Origin of the sequence: Streptomyces sp. NBC_00775, from assembly GCF_036347135.1 — a bacterium.
In the GTDB taxonomy this organism is placed as follows: domain Bacteria; phylum Actinomycetota; class Actinomycetes; order Streptomycetales; family Streptomycetaceae; genus Streptomyces; species Streptomyces lutosisoli.
Map to the genome: position 1 here is coordinate 6,580,294 of NZ_CP108938.1, position 23,247 is coordinate 6,603,540.

Here is a 23,247-nt window from a genome sequence, read left to right on the forward strand (position 1 = left end):
GGCGCTCGTCAAGCCCGGATCGTAAGCCGCATGGATGGGTCATGTGGGTTGATACGCCGTCAATACCCTTCCAACGTTGGTTAATAGCAAAAAATCGGCCTCATGGTGAGTGTGTGGGTGAGGCGGTCGTGGGTCGGGCGTCCCGAGGCGATGGCGGTCCTGGCGGTCCTCCTGCCCGTGCTCGTGATGCTGGCGATGGGGCTCTGGGGGCTCGACCGCGGTGGCATGTGGCGCGACGAGGGGGTGACCTTCCAGGTCGCGCGGCGTTCGGTGCCGCAGATCTGGCAGCTGCTGCACTCCGCCGACGCGGTGCACGGCCTGTACTACCTCTTGATGCACCCCGTCCTCGCCCCGCACCCCGGCGAGGTCGCCCTCCGGCTCCCCTCGGTCTGTGCCGCCGCCGCGACCGCGGGTCTCGTCGCCGCCCTCGGCGTCCGGCTGTGCCGCCCGCGGGTCGGCCTGTGGGCGGGGCTGCTGTACGCCGTCACGCCCATGACCGGGCACTTCGCGCAGGAGGGCCGGTCGTACGCGCTCGTCGCGGCCGGAGCGGCGGGAGCGACCTGGCTGCTGGTGCGGGCCATGACGGTCCCCTCTGCTCGTGCGAAGTCGAGGACTTGGGGGAGGGCGGCGAGCCGGTACTGGTGGGCGTACGGAACGGCGGTCGCCGTCACCTGTCTGCTGCACGAACTGGCGGTGCTCCTGCTGTTCGCGCACGCGGGGACACTGGCGCTCGCGCGGGTGCCGGCACGGGTGTGGCGGGCGTGGGGGTGCGCGGCGGGAGCCGTGGTCCTGGCGCTGGTGCCGCTCGCCCTCGTCTCGCACGCGCAGTCCGCGCAGGTCGCGTGGTTGCCGCGGCCCGGCCTCGGGAGCGTGGCGCGACTGCTGGCGGCGTTCACGGGCCCGGAACGGCTTCTGGTCGTGCCACACCTGGTCCTCATCGCCCTCGCCCTGGCTCTGTGGCGGCCCTTCGCGCGGCGGGGCGAGCCGTCGCTCCAGGCGGTCGCCCTGCCCCTCATGGTGGTCCCGCCCGCCGTGCTGATGACCGTCTCGCAGTTCTGGCCGCTGTACGACGACCGCTATGTGCTGTACGCCCTCGCCGGCGCACCGCTGCTCGCCGCGGCGGGCGCCGAACGGCTGGTGAGCCTGCTGCCCCGGCTGCGCCTCACCGTCCCCACCGGAGCGCGCGTCACCCTCATCGGAGCCCTGGCCGTCACCCTCGGCTTCGCCTTCCAGCTCCCCCTCTTCCGCCTGGACCGGACCCCCGGCCACCGAGCCGACAACCTCGCCACCGTCTCCGCCACGGCAGGGCGCGAACTGCGCCCCGGCGACCCGGTGCTGTTCCTGCCCTCGATCGTGCGACGCTCGGCACTGGCGTACCCGAACGGCTTCCGCGGGGTCCGCGACGTCGCCCTGAGCGCCCCGGGCCCGTCCTCCGGAACCCTCTACGGGCAGGAGGCGGCCCCCTCGGAACTCCGCCGCCGCCTCTCCCGGCTAGACCACGTCTGGCTCGTCGCCGAACCCTTCGCGACCCGCCCGACCTGGACCCCGGACACCCCCACGGAACGCCTCAAACTCACCCTGGTCGAGGAGGAGTTCGTCCCCCTCCAGGAGATCACCCGAGGAGGCGTGACCCTGCGCCTGTACATCCGCAGACCACCACGCGCCCAGCAGGACGAGAGCACCCTGTGAGGCGGGCGCCGCGTACGGCAGGCGTCCCGTACAGCAGCGCCCCGTAAGGGGCGCGGGGAACTGCGCGACAAGCCCCCACCGGCCGGCACCCGACGCCCCACCCATCGAGCGGAGCCACCCGCACTACACCGCCCCGAACTCAACGAACCGCCGACCCAGCGGAGCGCACCCGCGGAGCTACACGCACCCTGGAGTCGACTCCAACGCCGCCTCATCCAGCGCCACCGTCAACCGATCCAGCCGAGCCCGAAGCTCCCGGATCTCCTCAAGACTCGCCCCCGTCGCGGCAGCGATCCGCCGAGGCACGGCCAACGCCCGCTCCCGCAGGGCAACACCCTCATCGGTGAGCTGAACGTGCACCGACCGCTCGTCCCGCACACTCCGCTCCCGCCGCACAAGACCCGTCGCCTCCAGCCGCTTGAGCAGCGGCGACAGCGTCCCGGAGTCGAGCCGCAGATGCTCGCCGAGCTTCTTCACGGGCAGTTCGCCGTGCTCCCACAGCACCAGCATCACCAGGTACTGGGGATAGGTGATCCCGAGGTCCTTGAGGAGCACGCGGTAGACGCCGCCGAAGGCGCGCGACGCGGCGTTCAGGGAGAAGCAGATCTGCTCGTCGAGACGGAGGTAGTCCCCGTCGGGCGGGACCGGGGTACTCGGGGCGCTCGGCGTGCTCGGGGTGGTGGGCGTTGCGGTCATACGACCAGGGTAGCTCTTGTCCGCCATTAAGTTGTGCGCAATTGAATTGCGTGCTCTAATTGTGTCCGTGAGGCGGTCGGACCGGCCGCCCCGGCAAGATTCAGACCTGAGAGGGATGGTCCCCATGGACGCGATCTACACCGCTGTCGCCACCGCCACCCACGGCCGCGAGGGCCGCACCGTCAGCTCCGACGGCAAGCTCGACCTCCAGCTGGCCATGCCGGTGGAGCTGGGCGGCAACGGGCAGGGCACCAACCCCGAGCAGCTCTTCGCCGCCGGTTACGCCGCCTGTTTCGCCAGCGCCCTCGGCCTCGTCGGCCGCGCCGCGAAGGTCGACGTCAGCGAGGCCGCGGTGACCGGCGAGGTCGGCATCGGCAAGCAGGGCGAGGGCTTCGCCCTCAAGGTGACGCTGCGCATCGAACTGCCCGACACCGTCGACGAGGCCACCGGCCGCAAGCTGGTCGAGCAGGCCCACCAGGTCTGCCCCTACTCCAACGCCACCCGCGGCAACATCCCGGTGGAGCTCGTGGTCGAGTAGTCACCGGGCGGCCGGCAGGGTCGGTTCAGCCCCCGACCCGGGCCAGCACCTCTCCTGTCTTCCGGCTTCGCTCCACCACCGTCGCCTCCTCGGGCACCTGGTGCCAGCGAGTCATCAGCAGCCAGCGGACGTGGTACCGGCGGGCGATGGCGGTGCGTTCGGAGCGGGTCGACGCCGGGTTGAGGTAGGCACGGACCGCCGCGCGCCGCCGCAGCCGCTCCCGCTCGTCGAGAGCGGGATCGGGCCACAGGGGCGCGGCGAGGTCCGGACCGTACCCCGCGATCGAGTGCACGTCGTAGAACCCGTCCGTGATGACCGCCTCGCCGGGCTTGATGTGCCGCGCCGCCCACGCGTACGTCGGCCAGCGCGGCGGCTGGGCGAAGCCGACCGGGTCGATCGAGCGCGGCACGACCGCACCGGCCTGCACGGTGAGGAAGCCGACGCAGGCCCCGACGGCTGCCACCAGCCCCAGCCGCCGCCGCCCGGACCCCCACGGCCGGGGCGCCGCCAGCTCCACCCCGAGCGCGAACTGCAGCGGCACCAGCGTGAGCCCCAGGATCCTGCCGTACGTGTAGTGCCCGCTGACCCAGCCGTAGGCCACCGTCGCGCACTCCAGCACGAACATCAGCACCAGCGGATCCCGCCACCAGCGCCCCTCGCTCCGCTTCGCCCGCCGCGCGCGCAGCCACAGCGCGGGCACCCCGATCAGCGCCAGCCAGAAGTGCCCGGGCATCCCCACGTACAGCCGCTCGTGCAGCGCGTCCACGCTGCGGTCCCCGGTCAGCGCGAAGACGTCGAAGTACGGCCAGCAGTACCCGACCAGCAGCGCCGCCGCACCGGCCAGCGCCCACCGGCCCGCGATCGCCGCCCGCCACTGGCTCTGCCACCCGGCGACGAACGCCACCGCCCCGAGCACCGCCGCGATGGAGGTGATCGGGTGCACGAGCAGGATCAGCCCGTACAGGGCGCCCAGCCCGGCGTACCCGGAGAAACTCCTGAGCCCACTCGGGCCGACGTACCGGACGAGACCGCCCATGCCTCGCGCGCGCGACCCCGTCAACGCCCAGGCCCAGAAGGCCAGTCCGATGGCGAACGTGGACGGGTAGGGGAGGTTCCCCGTCATCGACATCAGCCCGAGGTAACCGCTCCACCAGGCGCGCCTGGTGCCCCACAGCAGCACCATCGCGAGGAGCGACAGGACCGGTGCCCAGATACGAGGCGTCAGGACGCGGACGAAGCGGCCGATGCCGGTCAGCAGGACCAGCAGGTTCAGCGGACCGCTGAGACGTACGACCTGCCGGCCGGGCAGACCCGTCAGCCGGGCGAACGCGCCCTGGGCGACCGCGTACGGCGAGTAGTACGGGCTGCCCGCGCCCGGCAGGTCCGCCATCGGATGAGCCGGATGGAACAGGTTCACCTTGAGGCGCTCGACGACCGCCGCGTGCTGGCCGAAGTCGCAGCACATCGGCAGGCGCCAGGAGGCCAGGGACATCACCAGCCAGAACAGGCCACCGAAGACCTGGTAGGGCGTCGGACGCCAACCGGCGCCGCCGCGCAGGGCCGTGGCGCCGCGTACCGCGCGCCGGACGAGGAGGTCGGCGCTCACCGGACGGTGGGCGAGGAGGAGGGGTCAATAGTGTGGCGCATTCATCGCTCTTTCCACCAAGGGTGACCTTGTTCTCCCTATTTCATGCCTTCGAGTGATGTCCGTTGCCCGGCAAAGAATCCGGACGGCGCGCGAGTTGATCGCTCATCAGGCTCCGGGGTGTGTGATAGGTCATTCGACGATGTGGAAAACAGAGAGGTTCCTACGATCGTCGCTCGTCCCACATGACCGACGTCTGCTTCTTTTCTGGTTCTTTGTGTTTGCCTTGCTGTTCACTGGAGCGCAGTCGGTCCAGATCCAAGGACGTGCCGCCATGGACACGCGCCAATACGTGGCGCACAGTTACATGCTTCAAGGGCTCGGCCGGGAGGAAGCCTCTCTGCGAGCGGTGGACTATTTCTGCGACAGTGTGCGCGTCAGGTCCGTGGAGCGTGCGAACGGGGATCTGGAGAACTACCGGAAAAAGAACACCGGAATGGCCGCGTATCAGGAGTGCCGGAACTCGAGCCGGAACCTCGTCGCGCGTAATGCCGAACGCACCGATGTGACCGGCTACATGGCACTGTTCAGCAATCCGCACATCTCCGTGATCTTCGCGACCAGACCCGGATACCCGCTGTACACGATCCCCTTCATCCGCGTGTTCGGCCTGGCCGTCGGCCTGTGGGCGGCCTCGCTCGTGGCGACGGTCCTGGCCAGTGGCTTCGTGGTCCTGATTCTGCGGACGCTGGGCGTCTCCGTACCGCTCGCCCTGCTGGGGCAGGTGCTCTACTACGCGCTGCCGACGGGACGGGAGGCCATGCAGCCGCTGTGCGAAGGGCTGCTTCTGTGTCTCCTGCTCGCCGGCGTCCTCGGATGTGTCCGCATACTGCGGGGACGGATCGCGTCGGGAACGGCGCTCGCCCTCTCGGCGTTCGCCGGCGCGGCAGGTGTCAAATACGCGCAGACCCTGCTGGCCGTCGCCGGAATCGCGGCCATGACCGCACTCCTCGTCATCGCGCGCCGCGTGCGGCGACGGGAGTTCGCGCGGCCGGAGTTGGCGGTTCTCGCCGTGACGGCCGCGTTCACGGTGGCCCTTCAGCTCGTCATCACCGTCCTCGCGCTGCCGAGTACCCGGTCCGGTCTCCAGGACCTGCTGACCGTTCACTATTCGAGGAGCATGGCCCCGCACCCCTTGCACGCGTTCCTGCGCCTGAGTGCCGCCTTCTGGAAGGAATGGCTGCGCGCCGCACTGATGGAGCCGCTGGTGCTCCTTCTCCTCGCGGGCGGGGCCTGGGGAGCCTTCCGGTACCACCGTCCGTTCGCGTGCCTGATCGCCGGGACCGCCGTCGCGGGCTTCGTGAACCAGGCAGGGCATCCCGAGACGGCCATGGGGCCACGGCTGATGGTGATGGCGATGCTGCTTCCGGTGTGCGGTATCCCGCTGCTGGTCGAGAGCCATGCGCGTCGGCACGGCAGGAGGGGACAGGACGGACAGGACACGAACCTGCCCCCTCGCGTGGGCCGTCAGTCGCCGGCACCCGAGTCCGTCTCGCGCTGAGCTCGCACGCCCAGCCGCGTTCAGGTCAGCTGTACTCGGGAAGGCGGGCCGAACGGTCGGCGGCCGCAGGGATGGTGACCACCGCTCCGTCGCCGCCGACCGCCGCATCGGCCGGTTCGCCCAGCAACACCTGCCGTACGACGCGTTCCGCGGCCCGCCCGTCGTCGTACTCGCAGAAGCGCTCCCGGAACGCCCCGCGCAGACGGGTCGACTCGGCGTCCCGCCAGGCGCCGGAGACGAGTACCTTCGTCAGTTCCTCCTCGGAACGGGTCACGTGTCCCGGTGGTTCGGCGGTGATGTCGAAGTAGGCGCCCCGGGCCGCCAGATGGGCGGCCCAGTCGTCGGCGTGCACGACGATGGGCCGGTCGAGGCACGCGTAGTCGAACATCAGGGCCGAGTAGTCGGTGATCAGGGCATCGCTGGCCAGCATGACGTCCTCGACGTGCGGTTCGTCGGTGACGTCGGTCAGCGTGCCGCGGCGGTGCAGATCGCCCAGCAGCAGCGCCCGTTCGTGATGGCGGGCCAGGCTCGGGTGCAGGCGGACGAGCAGCCGGTGTCCGGGGCCGAGCGAACCGGCCAGCGTCTCCAGGTCGACACGCCAGACATGGCCGCCCTTGCGGTAGTCGCGCAGAGTCGGCGCGTACAGCAGGACCGTCTCCGACGGCTGGATGCCGAGCCGGTCGCGCACCTCGGCGGCGCGTGCGGTCCCGCCCCGCACGAGGATGTCGTTGCGGGGGCTGCCACTGCGCAGTGATGTGAAGTGACAGGGGTAGGCCCGCTGCCAGATCTCCTCGCTGTACCGGTTCGCGACCAGGCTGACGTCCCACCGGTCGCTGCGGCGCAGCATCGCGCGGACGTCCGTGCCGTGCCGGGCCCCCGGACGGTCGAGGAGGTCCAGCGCCATGTACTTGAGAGGCGTGCCCTGGTGGGTGTGGACGTGCACGGCACCGGGGCGTTTGATCAGATCACCGGCCCAGTTGCGATTGTTGACCCAGTACTTCGCGCGCGCCATCACCCGGTAGTAGCGCCAGGATCCCAGCGTCACATGCTCCGTGCCCGGTGGCAGCAGCTCCACCGCCTCGGGCCGGACGACCCACACGCTGCGGAGGTGCGGCGCCAGTTCGGCGGCCCGCGCGTGGATCGCGTACGGATCGCCGTTCACGGCACGGCTGTGCCCGGCGGAGTAGACGGCGAGATTCGGGTCGAGGGCACGCTTCGACTGGAGCCTGTACCAGCACCGCATGATCCGCCGGGCGACCACGTTGCGCAGCCTCAGCTTCCTGCTCCCCAGCGCCCGGCGCACATGTCGCAGCGCACCGAGGGCGACATGGGCACGGTGCGGAGCGACGGCCAGCAGCCGCAGCTCCGTGCGGCGTCCCTCGCGCGGTGGGACGAAGCCCGGCGGCACATGCTTTCGGTAGAACGCCCGGGTCCGCCGGTAGAACTCCCTTCGGTCGCCGCGCAGCACACGTTCGGGACGGGCCAGGGCGAACAGCATGTGGTCCAGGGCCCGTTCGAACAGCAGCGGCCGGGCCCAGTCCAGGCCGGGCCGCTCGGCGAGGAAGGCGAAGAGCCCCTCGTACTGCTCGAAGATCTCGAAATGCCTGCGCCCCGGAGTACGGGTGATCGCACCCTGCCGCCGCTGCCGGTATTCGACACCCACCCGGTCCAGACAGGCGATCCGCTCCGCCGTGACCATCGTCTGGTAGGTGACGGGGGCGTCCTCGTACAGCCCTGGCTGGTACTGGAAGCCGTGCCCGAGGAAGAAGTCCCGGCGGTACGCCTTGTTCCAGGCGACCAGGAACAGTCGCAGGTACTCGGGATGGTCGCGGATGCTGAACGTGCTGGTGCCGGCCTGTTCGAGCAGTTCGGCGGCGTCGCTGCGGCCGCCGCGGCCCCACCAGTGGGTGCGCACATGGTCGAAGACCAGGATGTCGGGGTCGCGGGTCACGTCGAGCCGGTCGGCGACCGCCCGCAGCAGCCCGGGCGTGTAGCGGTCGTCGCTGTCGAGGAACAGGACGTAGTCACCGGTGGCGTGCCGAAGGCCGACGTTGCGGGCGCGGCCGAGGCCCACGTTCTCGGGCAGGTGAACGGCCTTCATCCGCGGATCACGGGCCGCGTACTCGTCGAGGATCGCGCCGGAGCCGTCGGGCGAGCAGTCGTCGACGGCGATCACTTCGAGGTCGGTGAAGGACTGGCCGAGCACGGAGTCGAGGCATTCGCGCAGGAACCCCTGGACCTTGAAGACGGGGACGATGATGCTGAAGCGGGGCACGGTGTCAGCTCCTCGGGGCGGTCGTCACGGCGGCGGGCGCGGGGGTGCGTTGCGCGAGCGGAACCGGCGGCTCGATGGCCTCGGCCGGTTCCCCGAGCAGCACGCGGCGGACGACGCGGTCGGCGGCGCGGCCGTCGTCGAACTCACAGAACCGGTCGCGGAAGCGGGCACGGAGCGCGGCCGACTCCGCCCCGGCCCAGGAGCCGGAGCGGAAGACGGCGGCCAGTTCACCGGCGGTGCGGGCGACCGGGCCGGGCGGGGAACCCAGGAAGTCGAAGGTGACTCCGCGCGTCTCGCGGTACACGTCCCAGTCGTCGGCGTACACGACGACGGGCCGGTCCAGGTTGGCGTAGTCGAACACGATCGACGAGTAGTCGGTGATGAGGGCGTCCGCGGCGAGACAGACGTCCTCGGACGAACGGTGTCCGGTGACGTCGATGACCCGCTCGTCGCGCGGGCGTCCCTGGTCGCCGTCGTAGAAGTAGTGGGCGCGCAGCAGGATCACGAAGTCGTCCCCGAGGGCGTCGCACAACGCCTTCAGATCGAGTTGTGTGCTGAAACCGGTGTGGTAGTCGCGGTGCGTCGGCGCGTACAGGAGCGCCGTGCGGCCTTCCGGGACACCGAGCTGCTTGCGGATGCGGTGCACGTCGGCCGCCGACGACGTGTAGTAGACGTCGTTGCGCGGGTAGCCGTATTCGAGCATCTCGTAGGAGGACGGGAAGGACCGCTCCCACACCTCCGTGGAGAGCCGGTTCGAGCTGAGGTTGTAGTCCCAGCGGTCGGCGCGGCTCAGCAGGCGGTCGAAACTTCCGGTGGCGGCGGCGACGATCGGGTACTCGGCCTGCTCGATGCCCATCTTCTTCAGCGGCGTGCCGTGCTGGGTCGACAGGTGAACGGAGCCGGGGCGCTTGACGACGGCGCCCTCGAAGTTGGCGTTGTTGACCAGGTACTTGGCGCGGGCCAGCACCTCCCAGTAGCGGCGGCTGCCGATCACCGCGTGGTCGATGTCCTTCGGCAGGTGCTCCACCGCGTCCTCGGTGACAAGGAACACCGAGCGGATGTGCGGAGCCAGCCGCTGGGCGGCCGAGTGGATCGCGGCGGGGTTGCAGGCGTAGCCGCGGCCCCAGTACGCGCAGTACACGGCGAGGTTCTCGTCGAGGGGGCGGCGCAGCTGCGCCGCGTACAGCGCGCGGGTCCGCAGCATCCTCGGGCGCGGCACCCGCTGCGTCGCCTTCGCCGTCGCCTGGTTGGCGCCGCGCAGCGCCCGGAACGCGCTGTAGGCGCCGGTCGCGAGCAGCCGGTGCTGCACGCCGAGACTGCCCGCCGGCAGCGGGAACCCGGCCGGGCGGTACAGCCGGTAGAGCCGGCCCGCGCGGCGGAAGAAGGCCCGGCGGCGGCGCGCGGGCACCCGCGTCGGATGGGCCGCCGTCTTCAGCACGAGGGCGAAGAGCTGCCCGAACAGCGCGTGCGCCTTGGCCGCGGACACGGCTTGCCCGGTCGTCCGGCCGGTGTCCCGGGTCCGTGCGGCGGCCTGGGTGAGCACCAATTCGACTTGGTCGAGGAGCTCGAACTGGTGCTCACCCGGTGTGTGGAGCCGGCTGCCCTGGCGGCGCAGGTGATGCCGTACGCAGACCGAGTGCAGCACCGCCGCCCGCTCGGTCGCGAGGGTCACCAGACCGCCCCACCCGGTGTCCGTGAAGTGCCCCTCCGGGAACGTGAGCCGGTGCTCGGTGAGGAAGGAGCGACGGTAGGCCGCGCTCCACGCGGGCACGTGTACGCCGACGACCTCCGGGTTCTTGTCGAGCGGGGGCGTGCTCGACTCGCCCTCCCACCAGTGCACCCGCTCGTGCCCGAAGTAGAGGACGTCCACATCGGTGCGGAGCCCCGTGTCCAGGGCGCCCAGCGCGCCCGGCACGAGGTCGTCGTCGCCGTCGAGGAAGAGCAGATACGCGCCGTTCGCCGCGCCGATCCCGGCATTGCGCGCCGCGCTCAGCCCGCCCGACGGGGGCGAGTGGACCGGAATGACCCGGGCGTCCCGCGCGGCGTACGCGGCGGCGACCGTCCCGGCCGGGGTGTCCGGCGCGTCGCAGACCGGGATCAGCTCGAAGTCGCCGAAGGACTGGCTGAGGACCGAGTCCAGCGCTTGGGCCAGTCGCCCGGCGACTCCATGGGTGGGCACGATGACGCTGAAGCGGGGCATTCTGCTCTTTCTCTCAGGGAGCATTCTCTCCGGGGAGAGCTCGCTCAAGGGGCGCTGAGCCGGCGTTTCATCGCCCGGGCCGCCCGGTGGGCCGCCAGGTGGTGGGCCGGGTCGGCGTGGGCCGCGAGGGGCTGGAAGGCACGCGGATTCCGGTTCACAGATGCTCGGTGAGGGGGACGGCACCGCCGGGCGCGGGCACCGTCGCGACGGGCGCCGTCGGGCGGGCGGCCACGGCCGACGGGACGGGATGCCGTTCGGCGAGCGGGATGAACGGCGGCAGCCCGGCCGTCTCGCCCAGCACCACACGCCGCACGACGCGCTCGGCGGCACGCCCGTCGTCGTACGGGCAGAAGCGCTCGCGGAACGCGGCCCGCAGCTGCACCGAACGCGAGCCGCACCAGTGCCCCGTCGCGAAGATGTCGATCAGCTCGTCCTCGCTGCGCGCGACCGCGCCCGGCGGGAAGGCGCGCAGATCGAAGTAGGTGCCGCGGGCCGCCTCGTACGCCTCCCAGTCGTCCGCGTGGACGACGATCGGGCGGTCGAGGCCCGCGTAGTCGAACATCAGGGACGAGTAGTCGGTGATCAGGGCGTCCGAGGCGAGACACAGCGACTCGATGCTCGGATGGCCGGACACGTCGATCAGCCGGCCGCCCGCGGCGCTCGTGAGCGGCGCCTCGTACGAGTGGTGCGCGCGGGTCAACACCACGAAGCGCGGGCCGAGTTGACGCAGGACGCGCTCCAGGTCGAGGGGGCGGCGCTGGGTGCGGAGGTAGTCGCGGTACGTCGGCGCGTACAGCACGGCGACCGCGTCCTCGGGGATGCCGAGCGACTCGCGCAGCCGGGTCACGTCCGTAGAAGTCGCCTGCTGGAACACGTCGTTGCGGGGGAGGCCGTACTCCAGCGTCGTGAACCCGGCGGGGAAGACACGCTCCCAGACCAGCGTGGAGTGGCGGTTGGCCGACAGGCAGTAGTCCCACTTGTCGACGCTGCGCAGCAGCTCGGCGAAGTCCGTGTCACGCGCGGCCGCCGGACGGTCCTGGAGGTCGAGGCCCATGAACTTGAGCGGGGTCCCGTGCTGCGTCTGGATCATGATCTGGCCGGGGCGCTTCACCAGCCGCCGGTCGAAGTTGACGTTGTTCACCAGGTACTTGGAACGGGCGAGCGCCGTCCAGTACCCGGCCGTACCGGGCGCCAGCCTGCGCGTCGACGCCGGGATCGTGTGGTGGTGCTCGGGGTGCGCGATCCACGCGGTGCGGACGTTCGGCACGTACGCGCGGAACGCGGACTCCAGCGCGCCCGGGTTGCAGCCGTGGCCGCGCCCCCAGTAGCTGGAGAACACGGCACGGTCGGCGCGCAGCGGGAGGCGGAGCTGGACGCGGTAGTGCAGCTGGAGCGCGGCGCCGCGTGCGGTGCGCAGCAGGGCGGTGGCCAGGCGCACGGTTCTCTTGTGCGCGCGCGACAGGAAGGACAGCAGACGGTACGTGCGGTAGGCGCCCAGCCTCACCAGCGCGTGCCGCACACGGGTGCGCAGCCGGACGGGGGCGCCCGGCGTGCGGTAACGGCGGTAGTGGGAACGGGACTTGCGCAGGAAGTCGGCCCGGGAGCCGCGCGGCAGCCGGCCGCGCTTGAGGAACACGTTCGAGAAGTGGTCGATCATCCGGCGGAACAGGACCGGGCGCCAGTGGGCCAGCTCCGGGTGCGCGTCGATGTGCGCGAAGACCCGGTCGTACTGCCCGAAGATGTCGAAGTGCTTGACGCTGCTGGTGCCCAGGATGCTGCCGTGCCGCCGCTGGCGGTAGTGGACGCAGACCCGGTCGAGGGTGGCGATCGTCTCCGCGGACATCAGCACCGGATAGGTCCAGGGCGTGTCCTCGTAGTACCCGGCCGGGAAGGCGAAGCCCTCGCGCTCGACGAACTCCCGGCGGTACGCCTTGTTCCACACCACCATCAGGACCCTGAGCAGCCCCGGCCGGTCGTCGAGCCGGAACGGCGCCGGGCCCTCCTCCGTCAGCTGCCCCGCGAACTGGTTGCGGACCGCCTCGCCCGACCAGTACGTGCGCGCGTAGTCGTAGACCAGGACGTCCGGTTCGGAGGTCTCCTTCAGCCGGTCGGCGATCGCGCGCAGCGCGTCCGGGGTGAGGGTGTCGTCGCTGTCCAGGAAGACCAGATAGTCGCCGGTGGCGTGCTTCAGGCCCGCGTTGCGGGCGCGGCCCAGACCTACGTTCTCCGTCAGATGTACGGCGCGTACGCGGGCGTCGCGGGCCGCGAACTCGTCGATGATCGCGCCACAGGCGTCGGGCGAGCAGTCGTCGACCGCGATCAGTTCGAGGTCCGGATAGGACTGTTCCAGAACGGATTCCAGGCACTCGTGCAGGTATGCCTGAACCTTGTAGGCGGGGACGATGACACTGAACCTGGGCAACGGACATCCATGGGTCGGCGCGGGCATACCTGCCCGGGAACGGCCGAAGGGGTGACTTGGTTACGCCAGATGTGGCATACGGGGGACGCGCGGTGAACGCGCCGATACGTTCCGGTGACGGCGAGGAGGGGCGGGCCGGTGCCGGCCCGCCCCTCAAACGCCTTGTGTGCAGGGCTATTTCACCGCGCCGGCCATCACCCCGGACACGAACTGCCGCTGGAACGCGAAGAACACGGCCAGCGGGATCACCATCGAGATGAAGGCCCCCGGCGCCAGTACGTCGATGTTGTTGCCGAACTGGCGTACCTGCGTCTGCAGTGCGACCGTGATCGGCTGGCTGCCCGAGTCGGAGAACACCAGCGCGACCAGCATGTCGTTCCACACCCACAGGAACTGGAAGATCCCGAGCGAGGCGATCGCGGGACCGCCGAGCGGCATCACGACCCGTACGAACAGGCGCAGTTCACCCGCGCCGTCGAGACGGGCCGCCTCCAGGAGCTCCCGCGGGATCTCCGCGAAGAAGTTCCGCAGCAGGAACACCGCGAACGGCAGACCGAAGCCCACATGGAAGAAGACCACGCCGGTGATCGACCCGAAGATCCCGATCTTCCCGAAGAGTTCGGCGATCGGGATCAGCGCCACCTGCACGGGCACGACCAGCAGGCCGACCACGCCCAGGAACCACCAGTCGCGGCCCGGGAACTCCATCCACGCGAAGGCGTAGCCCGCGAGTGAGCCGATGACGACGACGAGGAGGGTCGCCGGGACCGTGATCAGCACCGTGTTGACCAGCGAGTTGGTGATGTCGCTGTTCTCCAGGAGCTTTTGGTAGCTGTCCACGGTGAGCTGCGAGGGCTCGGTGAAGACCTTCCACCAGCCGCTCGCGCTCATGTCCTGCGGCTTGCGCAGCGAGGACACCAGCAGCCCGATGGTCGGCACCAGCCAGAACAGGCCGACGAGCAGCAGGAAGACGCGTACGATCCCGCCGCTGACCCCGCTCGCGAGCCGGGAGCCGAGTGACGGCTTGGCCTTGACGACGGTGACGGGCGCCGTCTTCCCGAGACTTCCGGCATCTGTGCTCATCGCCGCACCTCCCGCCTCAGCCGCCGGACATTGAAGAGCATCACCGGGATCACTAGCAGCAGCAGGAACACCGCGATGGCGCTCGCGATGCCCGGCTGGTCCTCGGCGAAGCCCTTGCGGTACAGCTCCAGGGCCAGCACGTTGGCGTCGTCCTGGGACGAGCCCGGCGCGATGATGAAGACCAGGTCGAAGACCTTCAGGACGTTGATCATCAGGGTGACGGTGACGACCGCGAGCACGGGCGCGAGCAGCGGCACGGTGATCCTTCTGAAGACCTGCCACTCGTTCGCGCCGTCGACCCGGGCGGCTTCGAGCAGCTCCCGCGGCACACCCGCGAGCCCCGCGGCGATCAGCACCATCGCGAAACCGGCCCACATCCAGATGTACGAGCCGATGATGGCCGGGGTGACCAGCGACGGGCCGAGCCAGTCGAGTCCGTTGTACGGCTCCTTGAAGTTGCTAGCCGGGAGCCGGAGTTGAGCCCCGTCGGCCTTGGCGGAGAGCGTGAAGGTCCCGTCGTCGCGCACCTTCGCCGAATCGACGACCTTGCCGCCCTTCACGGCCTCGACCTTCATCCCCGCGTAGCCGAGCTCACTCGCGTCCACCTGGCCGAGCGTCCCGACGCCCTTGCCGCGGGTGAAGTCCTGCCAGGCGGTGCCGGTGACCTTGCCGGGCTCGGCCTTGGCCTGGACGGCCTTTTTGGCACTGCCCGGCATCTGGTCGGGGGCGACGCCGACGAGCGGGAGCGTGACGGACTGCCCGGTGTGGACGGGGTTCTTGGTGACGAACCCGCCACCTTGGGCTTCGAGCGGTGACTGCCGCCCCGGGTGGGCCTTCGGGAACGCGGACGACTCGGCGAACGTGTCGTGCACCCCCACCCAGACGGCGTTGGCGACGCCCTTGTCCGGGTCCTGGTCGTACACCAGCCGGAAGATGATGCCCGCGGCGAGCATCGAGATCGCCATCGGCATGAAGACGACCAGCTTGAACGCCGTACCCCAGCGCACCCGTTCGGTGAGCACGGCGAAGACGAGTCCGAGCGCGGTCGCGACGGTCGGAGCGAAGACGACCCAGATGATGTTGTTCTTGAGCGCGGTACGGATGCCGTCGTCGGTGAACAGGGCCTTGTAGTTGTCGATTCCGGCGAACCCGTCGCCGGACTGGTTGGAGAAGCTGCGGACGACCGAGTACCCGATCGGGTAGACCACGAGCGCGCCGAGCAGCACCAGAGCGGGCAGCAGGAAGAGCGCTACCACGGTCTTGCGGGTGCCGGTCACGCTCTTGTGCCGTGGTGCCGCGGGAGGAACCGGGCTTCCGGTCCCTCCCGCCGTTGCCGACGACATCGCCGGATCAGCCCTTGTACGCCGCGGCCGCGTCCGCTTCGAGCTTCGCCTGCGCCCCTGCCACGTCCTTCGGGTTCTTCAGGAAGTCCTGGAGGTCCTTCCACTCACCCTTGCCGGGCGTACCGCCGAAGGCCTGCGGGGCCTGGTCGGACATGTCGAAGCGGAAGTCGTCGCCGGCGGCGATCAGGGCCTTCGCCATCGACTGCTGGACGGCGTTCGGGTACGCGGAGTTGGCCACACTCTTGTTGGGGGAGAGATAGCCGCCGAGCTTCGCCCAGATCGTGGCCGCGTCGGGCGAGGCGAGGAAGGTGAGCAGCGCCTGACCGGCCTTGGACTCCTTCAGCAGTACGGCCGCGTCGCCGCCGCTGACGACGGGGGCTTTGCTGCCCACCGCCGGGAACGGGAAGACCTTCGCGTCCGTGCCGATCTTCGCCTTGGTCTCCGCGATGTTGACGCCCACGAAGTCGCCCTCGAAGACCATGCCCGCCTTGGGCTGGTCGCCGCCGGTGAACGTCTGCGTCACGGACGCCGGGAACTCCGTCTGCAGTGCGCCGTCCGCGCCGCCCGCGATGTAGTTCTTGTTGCCCCACAGCTGGGCGAGCGTGGTCAGCGCGTCCTTCACGGACGGGTCCGTCCACTTGATCTTGTGCTGTGCGAGCTGGTCGTACTTCTCCGGCCCGGCCTGGGAGAGATAGATGTTCTCGAACCAGTCGGTGAGGGTCCAGCCGTCCGCGCCGCCGATGGAGACGGGGGTGACACCGGAGTCGTAGATGGTCTGGGCGGCGGAGAGGAAGTCCTTCCAGGTCGCGGGTTCCTTCGCCCCCGCGTTCTCGAAGACCTTGGCGTTGTACCAGACAAGGGACTTGTTGGCGGCCTTGAAGTAGACGCCGTACTGCTTGCCGTCGACCTTGCCGATGTCCTGCCAGCCCTGCGAGTAGTTCTTGCTGAGCTGCGCCTGGGCGTCGGTGCCGACGGGCTTCGCCCACTTCTTCTCGACGGCCTGCTTGATGGCCCCGGGCTGCGGCAGCATCGCGACGTCCGGTGGAGCGCCGCCCGCGATCTTCGAACCGAGGAAGTTGATGATCGGGTCCTGCGCGGGTACGAAGGTGACCTTCGCGCCGGTGCGCTTCTCGAACTCCGCCAGCACCTTCTTGAAGTTGGTCTGTTCGGCGCCGGTCCACACGGCGGCGACTTCCAGACTGGCGCCGTCGAGCTTGGGAAGGGTGACGATGCCGCCGCTGCCGGCGCTGCTTTCCGTGTTGTTGCCGTTGCTGCTCTTGTCGTTCTTGTTGTCGCCGCCGCAGGCGGTGAGGGTGAGGGCGCCGGCGATGACGGCGGCTGCGGCGGCCTGTGCGGCTCTGCGTGACCTGTGCGTGGGGTGACTGGTGGAGTGATTGGGCGACCTGCGTGTACGAAGATTGCTGCGCATCACTGCCCCGTTCTTCGTTCTTCGTCGAACGTACGAGCGCTGTCCCGTGCCGTCTGGTCTACGCCCGTGTCTGTGAGGGCGGCAAGAGCGCCACCAGTGTCAAGTGGGTGATCGTGATTGGGTCGTGACGTGTTCTCGCCCCCGCCGCGACTGGCTCCGCCCCGGAGCGGGTGGGGGTTGCGTGTCGGCTGCGGGTGGGTGGGGGCTGGTCGCGCCCCGCGGCGGAGCCGCAAATGTCACAGCCCCGCGCCCCTGAAGGCGCGGGGCTTCGCCCCGCGATCCCCCGCCCACCCCGGTTCGTTCGGCTGCGGGCCGGTGGGGGCCGTTCGCGCAGTTCCCCGCGCCCCTTTTAGGGGCGCGGGGAACTGCGCAGTCTTTTAGGGGGGTCTGGGGGCGCAGCCTCCAGGGATGGGACGGGTAGGGGCGGCGGGGGCGAAAGACGCTACAGCAGCGAGGGCACCTCGGACGCGGAGACGGAGCGGGCCGCTCGTTCCAGGGCGCTGGCGAGGAGGGCCAAGTCCGTGGGGCCGTTGCCGAGTTCGCGGACGGGCCGGCGGGCCGGAGGGTCACCCATGCGGTGCCACTCCAGGGGGACGACGGTGGGGCGGAGGGTGGCGGTGCGAGGGATGCGTCCGGTGACCCGACCGCCCTGGAAGGGCGTGTCCCGGCCGTCGGCCCGCAGGAGCCGGCCCCGCCCGGGACCGGGTTCGTCCGGCCCCGCCCCCGGCGACGGCGCGTCGAGCGCGATGCGCAGCGCGGCGGACCGAGCCAGCTCGGACCCCGCCGTACGCCCATCGACCCCGGCCGCAGCCACCAGGTGCACCCCCAACCGCTCGCCCTCACGGGCAACGGCCTCCAGCGCCCGCACGACCGACCCCGCCGAGGGCCGCCCGGGCGACCCCAACGCCGGAGAGAGCAGCGCGTCCAGATCATCGACCACCACGACAAGCCGGGCGAGCGGCGGCCCAGGCTCCGTACGCTCCCGCGAAGCCGCAGGTCGCAACCGCATGGTCGAACTCGGCGGCGCGTCGAGATCCGCGGCACCGGACGACGACGCACCGGGCACCATGCCGGACGAAGCCGACTTGGCCGAGCGCTGAACCACGATCCGGCCGGGCACCTCGCGCCGGGTGTGCCACTCCACGAAGTCGAGCCGTCCGAGCAGCTCGGCCCGTCGCTTCAGCTCGGCACTGAGGGCCTGGGCGAACTCCCGCATCCGTACGGGGTCGTTGGCGGTGAGGTGGGTGGTGACATGCGGGAGATCCGTACAGACCTGGAGCCCCTCGCCCCGCCCCGCGCCATTGCCCCCGATGCCGTCCCGCCCGTCTATGAGGACGATCCCGAGCCGGTCGGGCCGCTCCGCCGCGGCCAGGGACGCGGCGATCGAGCGCAGCAGTTCCGTACGACCGCTGCCCGAGGGGCCCTCGATCAGCAGATGCGGGCCCTCGGCGGGGAGATCCACGGCGACGGGCCCGCGCGGCCCGGCGCCGAGGACGGCCCGGGCGCGCCCACCGAGCGCTTCCGTGTCGTCCGCCGCGTCCGCCCAACGTGCCATCAGGGAGGCGGGAGTGGCTCGTGCGAGCCCCAACTCGTCGAGCAGGCGGGACATGGGGGGCAAGGGTGCGGACACGCGCGCGTGCCGGTCGCCGTATGTGCCGTGCGTGCCGTCCGTGCGCAAGGGCGCGAGGGCCCGCGCGAACCGCTCGGCCCACGCGACCGACACGGCGTCGATCGCCGCGACGGTGCCGTGGCCCACGGGGCCGCGCGGCCGGTGTCCGGTGAAGCCGGGGTGGGTGTGGCCGCCGTGCCGCGAACTGCTGTCTGCGGTCCCGGTGTTCGGGGAGCCCGTGTGGGCGGGGCCGGGGTGCGGCGAACCGCCGTGGGCCGGTCCGCCGCGTGGGGATCCGCCGTGACCGTGCTCGCCCTGGGGCTGTCCGGCGGCGCCGCCGCCGCGCGCGCGGTCCACGGATTCGGCTCGCGTGGACCCTCCGAGTCCGCCTCTGCCGGCCCCCGCGGCGTCACCCTGCCCGTACCGCGTGGCTCCCCTCGGCGGGGAGCTCGCGGGGCCGCCCGGCGCGATCCGCATCAGCCGCAGCGCCGTGGCCACGTCTCCGCTGAGCAGGGCGACCGCCCCGCACTCCCGGAACGCGGGCGACGCCTCGCATGCCGCCTCGTACGTCTCCGTCACCGGTGACGCGGGCGACGCCGCCGGGGTCTCGGCGAGGCACACCACATGGATCCCGGCCCGCGCCCCCTCGTGCGCCAGCCGCACCACGGCCTCGCGTACGTCGGCGCTCCCGGGGTCCCCGTCCACGACCACCACGGTGTACGGCCCGTCGAAGCCCGTGTCCGCCGGGTCCTCGTCCCGCGCCCAGGAGGGCCGCCGGGCTCCGCCGCGCAGGTCGGTGCCCTGGCGATCGTCCCGGGCCTGCGTGCCGCCGACGCCGTAGGCGCTGAGCGGGACGGGACCGCCCGCCGCGCCACCCGTTTCCGTCAGGTGGTCCTCCAGGCGGCGGAGGAGTTCGTCCGTGCGGGCCGTCGCCTGTTCGCGGTCGTAGGCGAGGAGGAGGCGGCAGTCCTGGCCGTGGGTGGGGCGGACGTGGGGGAGCCAGCCCAGCCAGGACCACTCGGCGGTGCGCTCCTGGACGGTGCGGGAGCGGTCCGTGCTGATCAGAACGATTTCGAGGGCGTCGGGGGAGTGCAGCGCGGCGAGCTGGGCCACCACCGCGCGGGCCAGGCCCGCGAGGCGCGGACGCGGTCCGGCCAGGCCCAGCGCGCCGGCCTCCCGCAGCCCCGCGGTGACCGGCACCGCGGGCAGCAGGCCCGAACCGTCGGGCGCCGCCCGGTCGGCCGTGCCCAGCCGCACGGTCAGCGCCTCCTGGTGACCGGGGCCGCGCTCCCACAGCCGAGGTCCCGGCCCCAGCGCGGTGAGCAGCAGGGTCGCGGGGTCGGGCCAGCTCTCCGGGGACTGGGACACCGTCGGGAGGGGGTCCTCCGGCGCGGCTTCCTCGTCGTCGTACGGGTCCTGTCCGGCTCCCGTCGGTCCACCGCGTCCGCCGGTCAGCCGCCGGGCCCACGCGCCGATCCCGCCGCGCCTGCGCACGCCCGGCGGGACGTCCGTGCCCCGCTGGGGAGTGCCCTTGCGGGTGCCTCCGGTTCCCGGGCCGGAGGCGTCGTCCTCGGGCCCGGCCGGGGGTTCGCCGTGTCCGGCGGGCGCGGGGCCGCCGTCGGGTCCGGCGCCGTCGCGCGGCCGGGTCTCGATGCGGGGCGCCCCGCCCTGTTCGGGCACCACGGACGGTGTGGGAGTGGGCCTGCCGGACGGCGCGGTGTGCGGGTCGGCCGGACCGTGCTCCTGCGCCCCGCGCGGGACTCCTCCCGCGGCTCCCCACTCCGCCGATCCGTAGGCGTGATGCGTGTCACCGGCGGGCGGCGGGACCGCGGTGCCGCCGGGTTTCCCGGCGGCCGGGGTCCGGGCGGCGCCCCCCACGCGCGCGCGGGGCACGGTCGCGGCCGGTGACGCCGGCCCCGGGCGGGCGGGGCCGCCGTCGGACCGGGTTCCCGTGCCGGGCCCGGCACCGGCGGTCACGCGCACGTGCCCCTCCCCGTCCGGCGCCGTCCCCAGGGCCCCCGTGGCCCCGGGCGGAGTCAGCCGCAGTGCGGTCTCGCCGACCCTGAGGAGCGCACCGGGAGCGAGGCGGACCGGGCGGGTGCCGACGCGGGTGCCGTCCAGCGTCGTGCCGTTCGTCGAGCCGAGGTCGGCGACCGAGACGCGGCCCTCGGGGGTGACCGTGACCGCGCAGTGCAGGCGGGAGACGTCGGGGTCGTCCAGGGGCACGTCCGCGTCGGCGGAGCGGCCGATGTGGATCTGGCCGCCGTGCAGGAGGTGGACGCCGCCGGCGTCGGGGCCCGCGACCACATGGAGCTGGGCGGCGCCGTCGTCCGCGTCGGGGCCGGGCTCCGCGGGGCTGCCCAGGGACAGCACGGCACCGTCCGTCAGGGGCGGTTCGCCCAGCGTGCAGCGCTGTGCGTCGAGGCGCTCCGCACCCGCGTACAGCACGACCTGGCTGTCACTCCCGACCGCCGAGGCGAGCCCCGACGCGACCGCGGCCAGCGCCGTCCCGGCGGGCGCGGTGACCAGCACATCGCAGGCCGCGGTTCGCCCCCGCGGCTCCGAGGGCGGGCCCAGCGGGTCTACGACGGTCAGCCGGATCTGCATCGCCGTCAGCGGTCCCTTCCGCGCAGGTGTCCGCGACGAGGACGAGGCTGCGCTGTGGTCCCCCCACCGCAGATTCCCCCACCGCACACGGGCACGTCGGCCAGTACTGAAGGCATCCTCGCACCTGCCACTGACAACACGCCCGGCACCCACCCGTAAGTGATCTTGATTGGTCGGCTCTGCCCGTAAAAGTGCCTGCCCCGTGCCCGACCGGTGCCCGCTTGAGATCGGTCACGTCCGCACTTCGGCAACCAACGACCTCGGCCGAGCGTCTTTCCATCGAACATGTACGGGAAGGCGTACGTAACCGCTTATGCGGAACACAACCGCCTGTGGGACCCATGGGGAGCACAGAAAGACAACAGCCCAGTGCCCTGTACGGCGGCACTACAGTGGGTCGGAACACCTGTACCACGGTGATCACGATGGATGGACCAGGCAAGCAAGCAACAGGGAGCGCATGACGTGCGGCCGGTAGGGAGCAAGTACCTCCTTGAGGAGCCGCTGGGGCGCGGCGCCACAGGCACCGTCTGGCGAGCCCGCCAGAGGGAGACCGCGGGCGCCGAGGCGGCCGTGGCCGGGCAGCCCGGCGAGACCGTGGCGATCAAGGTCCTCAAGGAGGAGCTCGCCAGCGACGCGGACATCGTGATGCGGTTCCTGCGGGAGCGCTCCGTGCTGCTCCGGCTGACCCACCCGAACATCGTGCGCGTACGGGACCTCGTCGTCGAAGGCGATCTGCTCGCCCTCGTCATGGACCTGATCGACGGGCCCGACCTGCACCGCTACCTGCGCGAGAACGGGCCCTTCAGCCCCGTCGCCGCCGCCCTCCTCACCGCGCAGGTCGCCGACGCGCTCGCCGCCAGCCACGCCGACGGCGTCGTCCACCGCGACCTGAAGCCCGCGAACGTCCTGCTCAAGCAGGACGGCGGCCAGATGCACCCGATGCTGACGGACTTCGGCATCGCCCGGCTCGCCGACTCCCCGGGCCTCACCCGCACCCACGAGTTCGTCGGCACCCCCGCCTATGTCGCGCCCGAGTCCGCGGAGGGGCGTCCGCAGACGTCCGCCGTCGACATCTACGGAGCGGGCATCCTGCTGTACGAGCTGGTCACCGGGCGTCCGCCGTTCGGCGGCGGCTCCGCCCTGGAGGTGCTGCACCAGCACCTGAGCGCCGAGCCGCGCCGCCCTTCGACCGTCCCGGACCCGCTGTGGACCGTCATAGAACGCTGTCTGCGCAAGAACCCGGACGAGCGGCCGAGCGCCGAGAACCTCGCACGCGGGCTGCGCGCCGTCGCCGCGGGCGTCGGTGTGCACGCGAACGCCGCGCAGATCGCCGCCGCCGACGGCGTGGGGGCGCTGCTCGCCCCCGACCCGGCCCCGACGGCCGTCCCCGGAGCCGCCGATCCCACGCAGGTGCTGCCGCACGGCGCGGGCGCGTACGACCCGAACGGCGCGACCAGCGTCCTGCCGCACACCGGTGACGCCGACCCCACCTCCGTCCTCCCGCACCGCGGCGCGGCCGATCCGACCGCCGTCATGCCGCCCGTGCCGCAGCACCAGCCGGGCGGCCAGCCCGGTCAGGCCGAGGACCCGCATCCCTGGCAGAACCAGCTGCGCGCGGCCCGCGACCGCAACGAACAGACGCAGGTCCAGTACCTCGACCCGAACGAGGACCCGCTGCGCCGCCGTCCCCAGCGGCAGGTCGCACGGCCCCAGCAGCGCCCTCAGCAGCAGCGACCGCCGCAGGGCCAGCAGCCGCCGCCCGGGTACGGGTATCCGCAGCAGCAACAGCCGCAGCAGTACGCGCCCCAGCAGCCGCAGCAGTACGCACCGCAGCAGCCCCAGCACCAGCAGCCGCAGCGGTACGCCCCCGCGCCCCAGCAGCAGCCTCAGCCGCAGCGGTACGCGCCGCCGCAGGAGCCCCAGCAGCCCGCGCCGCGACAGCCCCGTCAGCGCGGCGCCAACCCCACGAAGATTCCGGGGCTCGGCTGTCTGAAGGGGTGCCTGTTCACCATCGTCATCCTGTTCGTCGCCGGGTGGCTGATCTGGGAGTTCAGTCCCCTCCAGGACTGGATCGGTTCGGGCAAGGGGTACTTCGCCCAGCTGAAGGACTGGTTCAACACCGTCAGCGGGTGGATCGGCGATCTCGGCGGGGGCGGCTCCTCCAGCAACTGAACCTCGGGAACGACTGTCCCCGGGGACCTGTCCCT

At 71.7% G+C, this 23,247-nt stretch carries 13 protein-coding genes; 4 read left to right on the forward strand and 9 right to left on the reverse strand.

The window, feature by feature from the left end; all coding sequences use genetic code 11:
• Positions 1–102: 102 nt before the first annotated feature.
• The gene (locus OIC96_RS29295; RefSeq protein ID WP_330304984.1) at positions 103–1,689 is read left to right on the forward strand and encodes a glycosyltransferase family 39 protein; all 1,587 of its coding nucleotides are present in this window, start codon (positions 103–105) and stop codon (positions 1,687–1,689) included.
• Positions 1,690–1,866: 177 nt separating this feature from the next.
• Here OIC96_RS29295 and OIC96_RS29300 read toward each other — a convergent pair whose 3' ends face one another.
• Entirely contained in the window at positions 1,867–2,385 is a 519-nt protein-coding gene (locus tag OIC96_RS29300) for a MarR family winged helix-turn-helix transcriptional regulator (protein ID WP_330304983.1), read from the reverse strand.
• A 124-nt stretch (positions 2,386–2,509) separates the two neighbouring features.
• On the opposite strand from OIC96_RS29300, the gene OIC96_RS29305 reads away from it, so the two are divergent.
• The gene (locus OIC96_RS29305) at positions 2,510–2,923 is read left to right on the forward strand and encodes an organic hydroperoxide resistance protein (RefSeq protein ID WP_330304982.1); all 414 of its coding nucleotides are present in this window, start codon (positions 2,510–2,512) and stop codon (positions 2,921–2,923) included.
• Between the two features lie 25 nt (positions 2,924–2,948).
• Here the strand turns inward: OIC96_RS29305 and OIC96_RS29310 are convergent, their stop codons facing one another.
• Positions 2,949–4,529, reverse strand: a complete 1,581-nt coding sequence (locus OIC96_RS29310) for a hypothetical protein (RefSeq protein ID WP_330304981.1) — start codon at positions 4,527–4,529, stop codon at positions 2,949–2,951.
• 313 nt (positions 4,530–4,842) lie between these two features.
• Here OIC96_RS29310 and OIC96_RS29315 point away from each other — a divergent pair, with 313 nt between their 5' ends.
• A complete protein-coding gene (locus tag OIC96_RS29315; protein ID WP_330304980.1) occupies positions 4,843–6,069 on the forward strand; it encodes a hypothetical protein in 1,227 nt (408 codons plus the stop codon).
• A 25-nt stretch (positions 6,070–6,094) separates the two neighbouring features.
• Here OIC96_RS29315 and OIC96_RS29320 read toward each other — a convergent pair whose 3' ends face one another.
• The 7 genes from OIC96_RS29320 to OIC96_RS29350 all read right to left on the reverse strand — a co-directional run bounded on the left by OIC96_RS29320 (position 6,095) and on the right by OIC96_RS29350 (position 21,037).
• Positions 6,095–8,344: a bifunctional glycosyltransferase/CDP-glycerol:glycerophosphate glycerophosphotransferase gene (locus tag OIC96_RS29320; RefSeq protein WP_330304979.1), complete on the reverse strand. Its 2,250-nt coding sequence runs from the start codon at positions 8,342–8,344 to the stop codon at positions 6,095–6,097.
• A 4-nt stretch (positions 8,345–8,348) separates the two neighbouring features.
• Positions 8,349–10,544 (reverse strand): bifunctional glycosyltransferase/CDP-glycerol:glycerophosphate glycerophosphotransferase, encoded by a 2,196-nt coding sequence (locus tag OIC96_RS29325; protein ID WP_330304978.1) that lies wholly within the window; start codon positions 10,542–10,544, stop codon positions 8,349–8,351.
• Between the two features lie 154 nt (positions 10,545–10,698).
• The gene (locus OIC96_RS29330) at positions 10,699–12,966 is read right to left on the reverse strand and encodes a bifunctional glycosyltransferase/CDP-glycerol:glycerophosphate glycerophosphotransferase (RefSeq protein WP_330304977.1); all 2,268 of its coding nucleotides are present in this window, start codon (positions 12,964–12,966) and stop codon (positions 10,699–10,701) included.
• 174 nt (positions 12,967–13,140) lie between these two features.
• Positions 13,141–14,049, reverse strand: a complete 909-nt coding sequence (locus tag OIC96_RS29335; protein ID WP_330304976.1) for a carbohydrate ABC transporter permease — start codon at positions 14,047–14,049, stop codon at positions 13,141–13,143.
• Complete coding sequence (locus OIC96_RS29340) at positions 14,046–15,392, reverse strand: carbohydrate ABC transporter permease (protein WP_330304975.1); 1,347 nt, start codon at positions 15,390–15,392, stop codon at positions 14,046–14,048. The genes OIC96_RS29335 and OIC96_RS29340 overlap by 4 nt, the downstream gene beginning before the upstream one ends.
• Positions 15,393–15,399: 7 nt before the next feature.
• Positions 15,400–16,821, reverse strand: a complete 1,422-nt coding sequence (locus OIC96_RS29345) for an ABC transporter substrate-binding protein (RefSeq protein ID WP_330304974.1) — start codon at positions 16,819–16,821, stop codon at positions 15,400–15,402.
• A 442-nt stretch (positions 16,822–17,263) separates the two neighbouring features.
• Positions 17,264–21,037, reverse strand: a complete 3,774-nt coding sequence (locus tag OIC96_RS29350; RefSeq protein WP_330304973.1) for an FHA domain-containing protein — start codon at positions 21,035–21,037, stop codon at positions 17,264–17,266.
• Between the two features lie 465 nt (positions 21,038–21,502).
• Between OIC96_RS29350 and OIC96_RS29355 the strand changes: the two genes are divergently transcribed.
• A complete protein-coding gene (locus OIC96_RS29355; protein WP_330304972.1) occupies positions 21,503–23,212 on the forward strand; it encodes a serine/threonine-protein kinase in 1,710 nt (569 codons plus the stop codon).
• The last annotated feature ends 35 nt before the right edge of the window (positions 23,213–23,247 follow it).

Coding starts and splice junctions, on each gene's coding strand:
- OIC96_RS29315 (WP_330304980.1), top strand. CDS start 4,843: ATGGACACGCGCCAATACGTGGCGCACAGTTACATGCTTCAAGGGCTC.
- OIC96_RS29340 (WP_330304975.1), bottom strand. CDS start 15,392: ATGTCGTCGGCAACGGCGGGAGGGACCGGAAGCCCGGTTCCTCCCGCG.
- OIC96_RS29335 (WP_330304976.1), bottom strand. CDS start 14,049: ATGAGCACAGATGCCGGAAGTCTCGGGAAGACGGCGCCCGTCACCGTC.
- OIC96_RS29350 (WP_330304973.1), bottom strand. CDS start 21,037: ATGCAGATCCGGCTGACCGTCGTAGACCCGCTGGGCCCGCCCTCGGAG.
- OIC96_RS29300 (WP_330304983.1), bottom strand. CDS start 2,385: ATGACCGCAACGCCCACCACCCCGAGCACGCCGAGCGCCCCGAGTACC.
- OIC96_RS29295 (WP_330304984.1), top strand. CDS start 103: ATGGTGAGTGTGTGGGTGAGGCGGTCGTGGGTCGGGCGTCCCGAGGCG.
- OIC96_RS29345 (WP_330304974.1), bottom strand. CDS start 16,821: ATGCGCAGCAATCTTCGTACACGCAGGTCGCCCAATCACTCCACCAGT.
- OIC96_RS29325 (WP_330304978.1), bottom strand. CDS start 10,544: ATGCCCCGCTTCAGCGTCATCGTGCCCACCCATGGAGTCGCCGGGCGA.
- OIC96_RS29305 (WP_330304982.1), top strand. CDS start 2,510: ATGGACGCGATCTACACCGCTGTCGCCACCGCCACCCACGGCCGCGAG.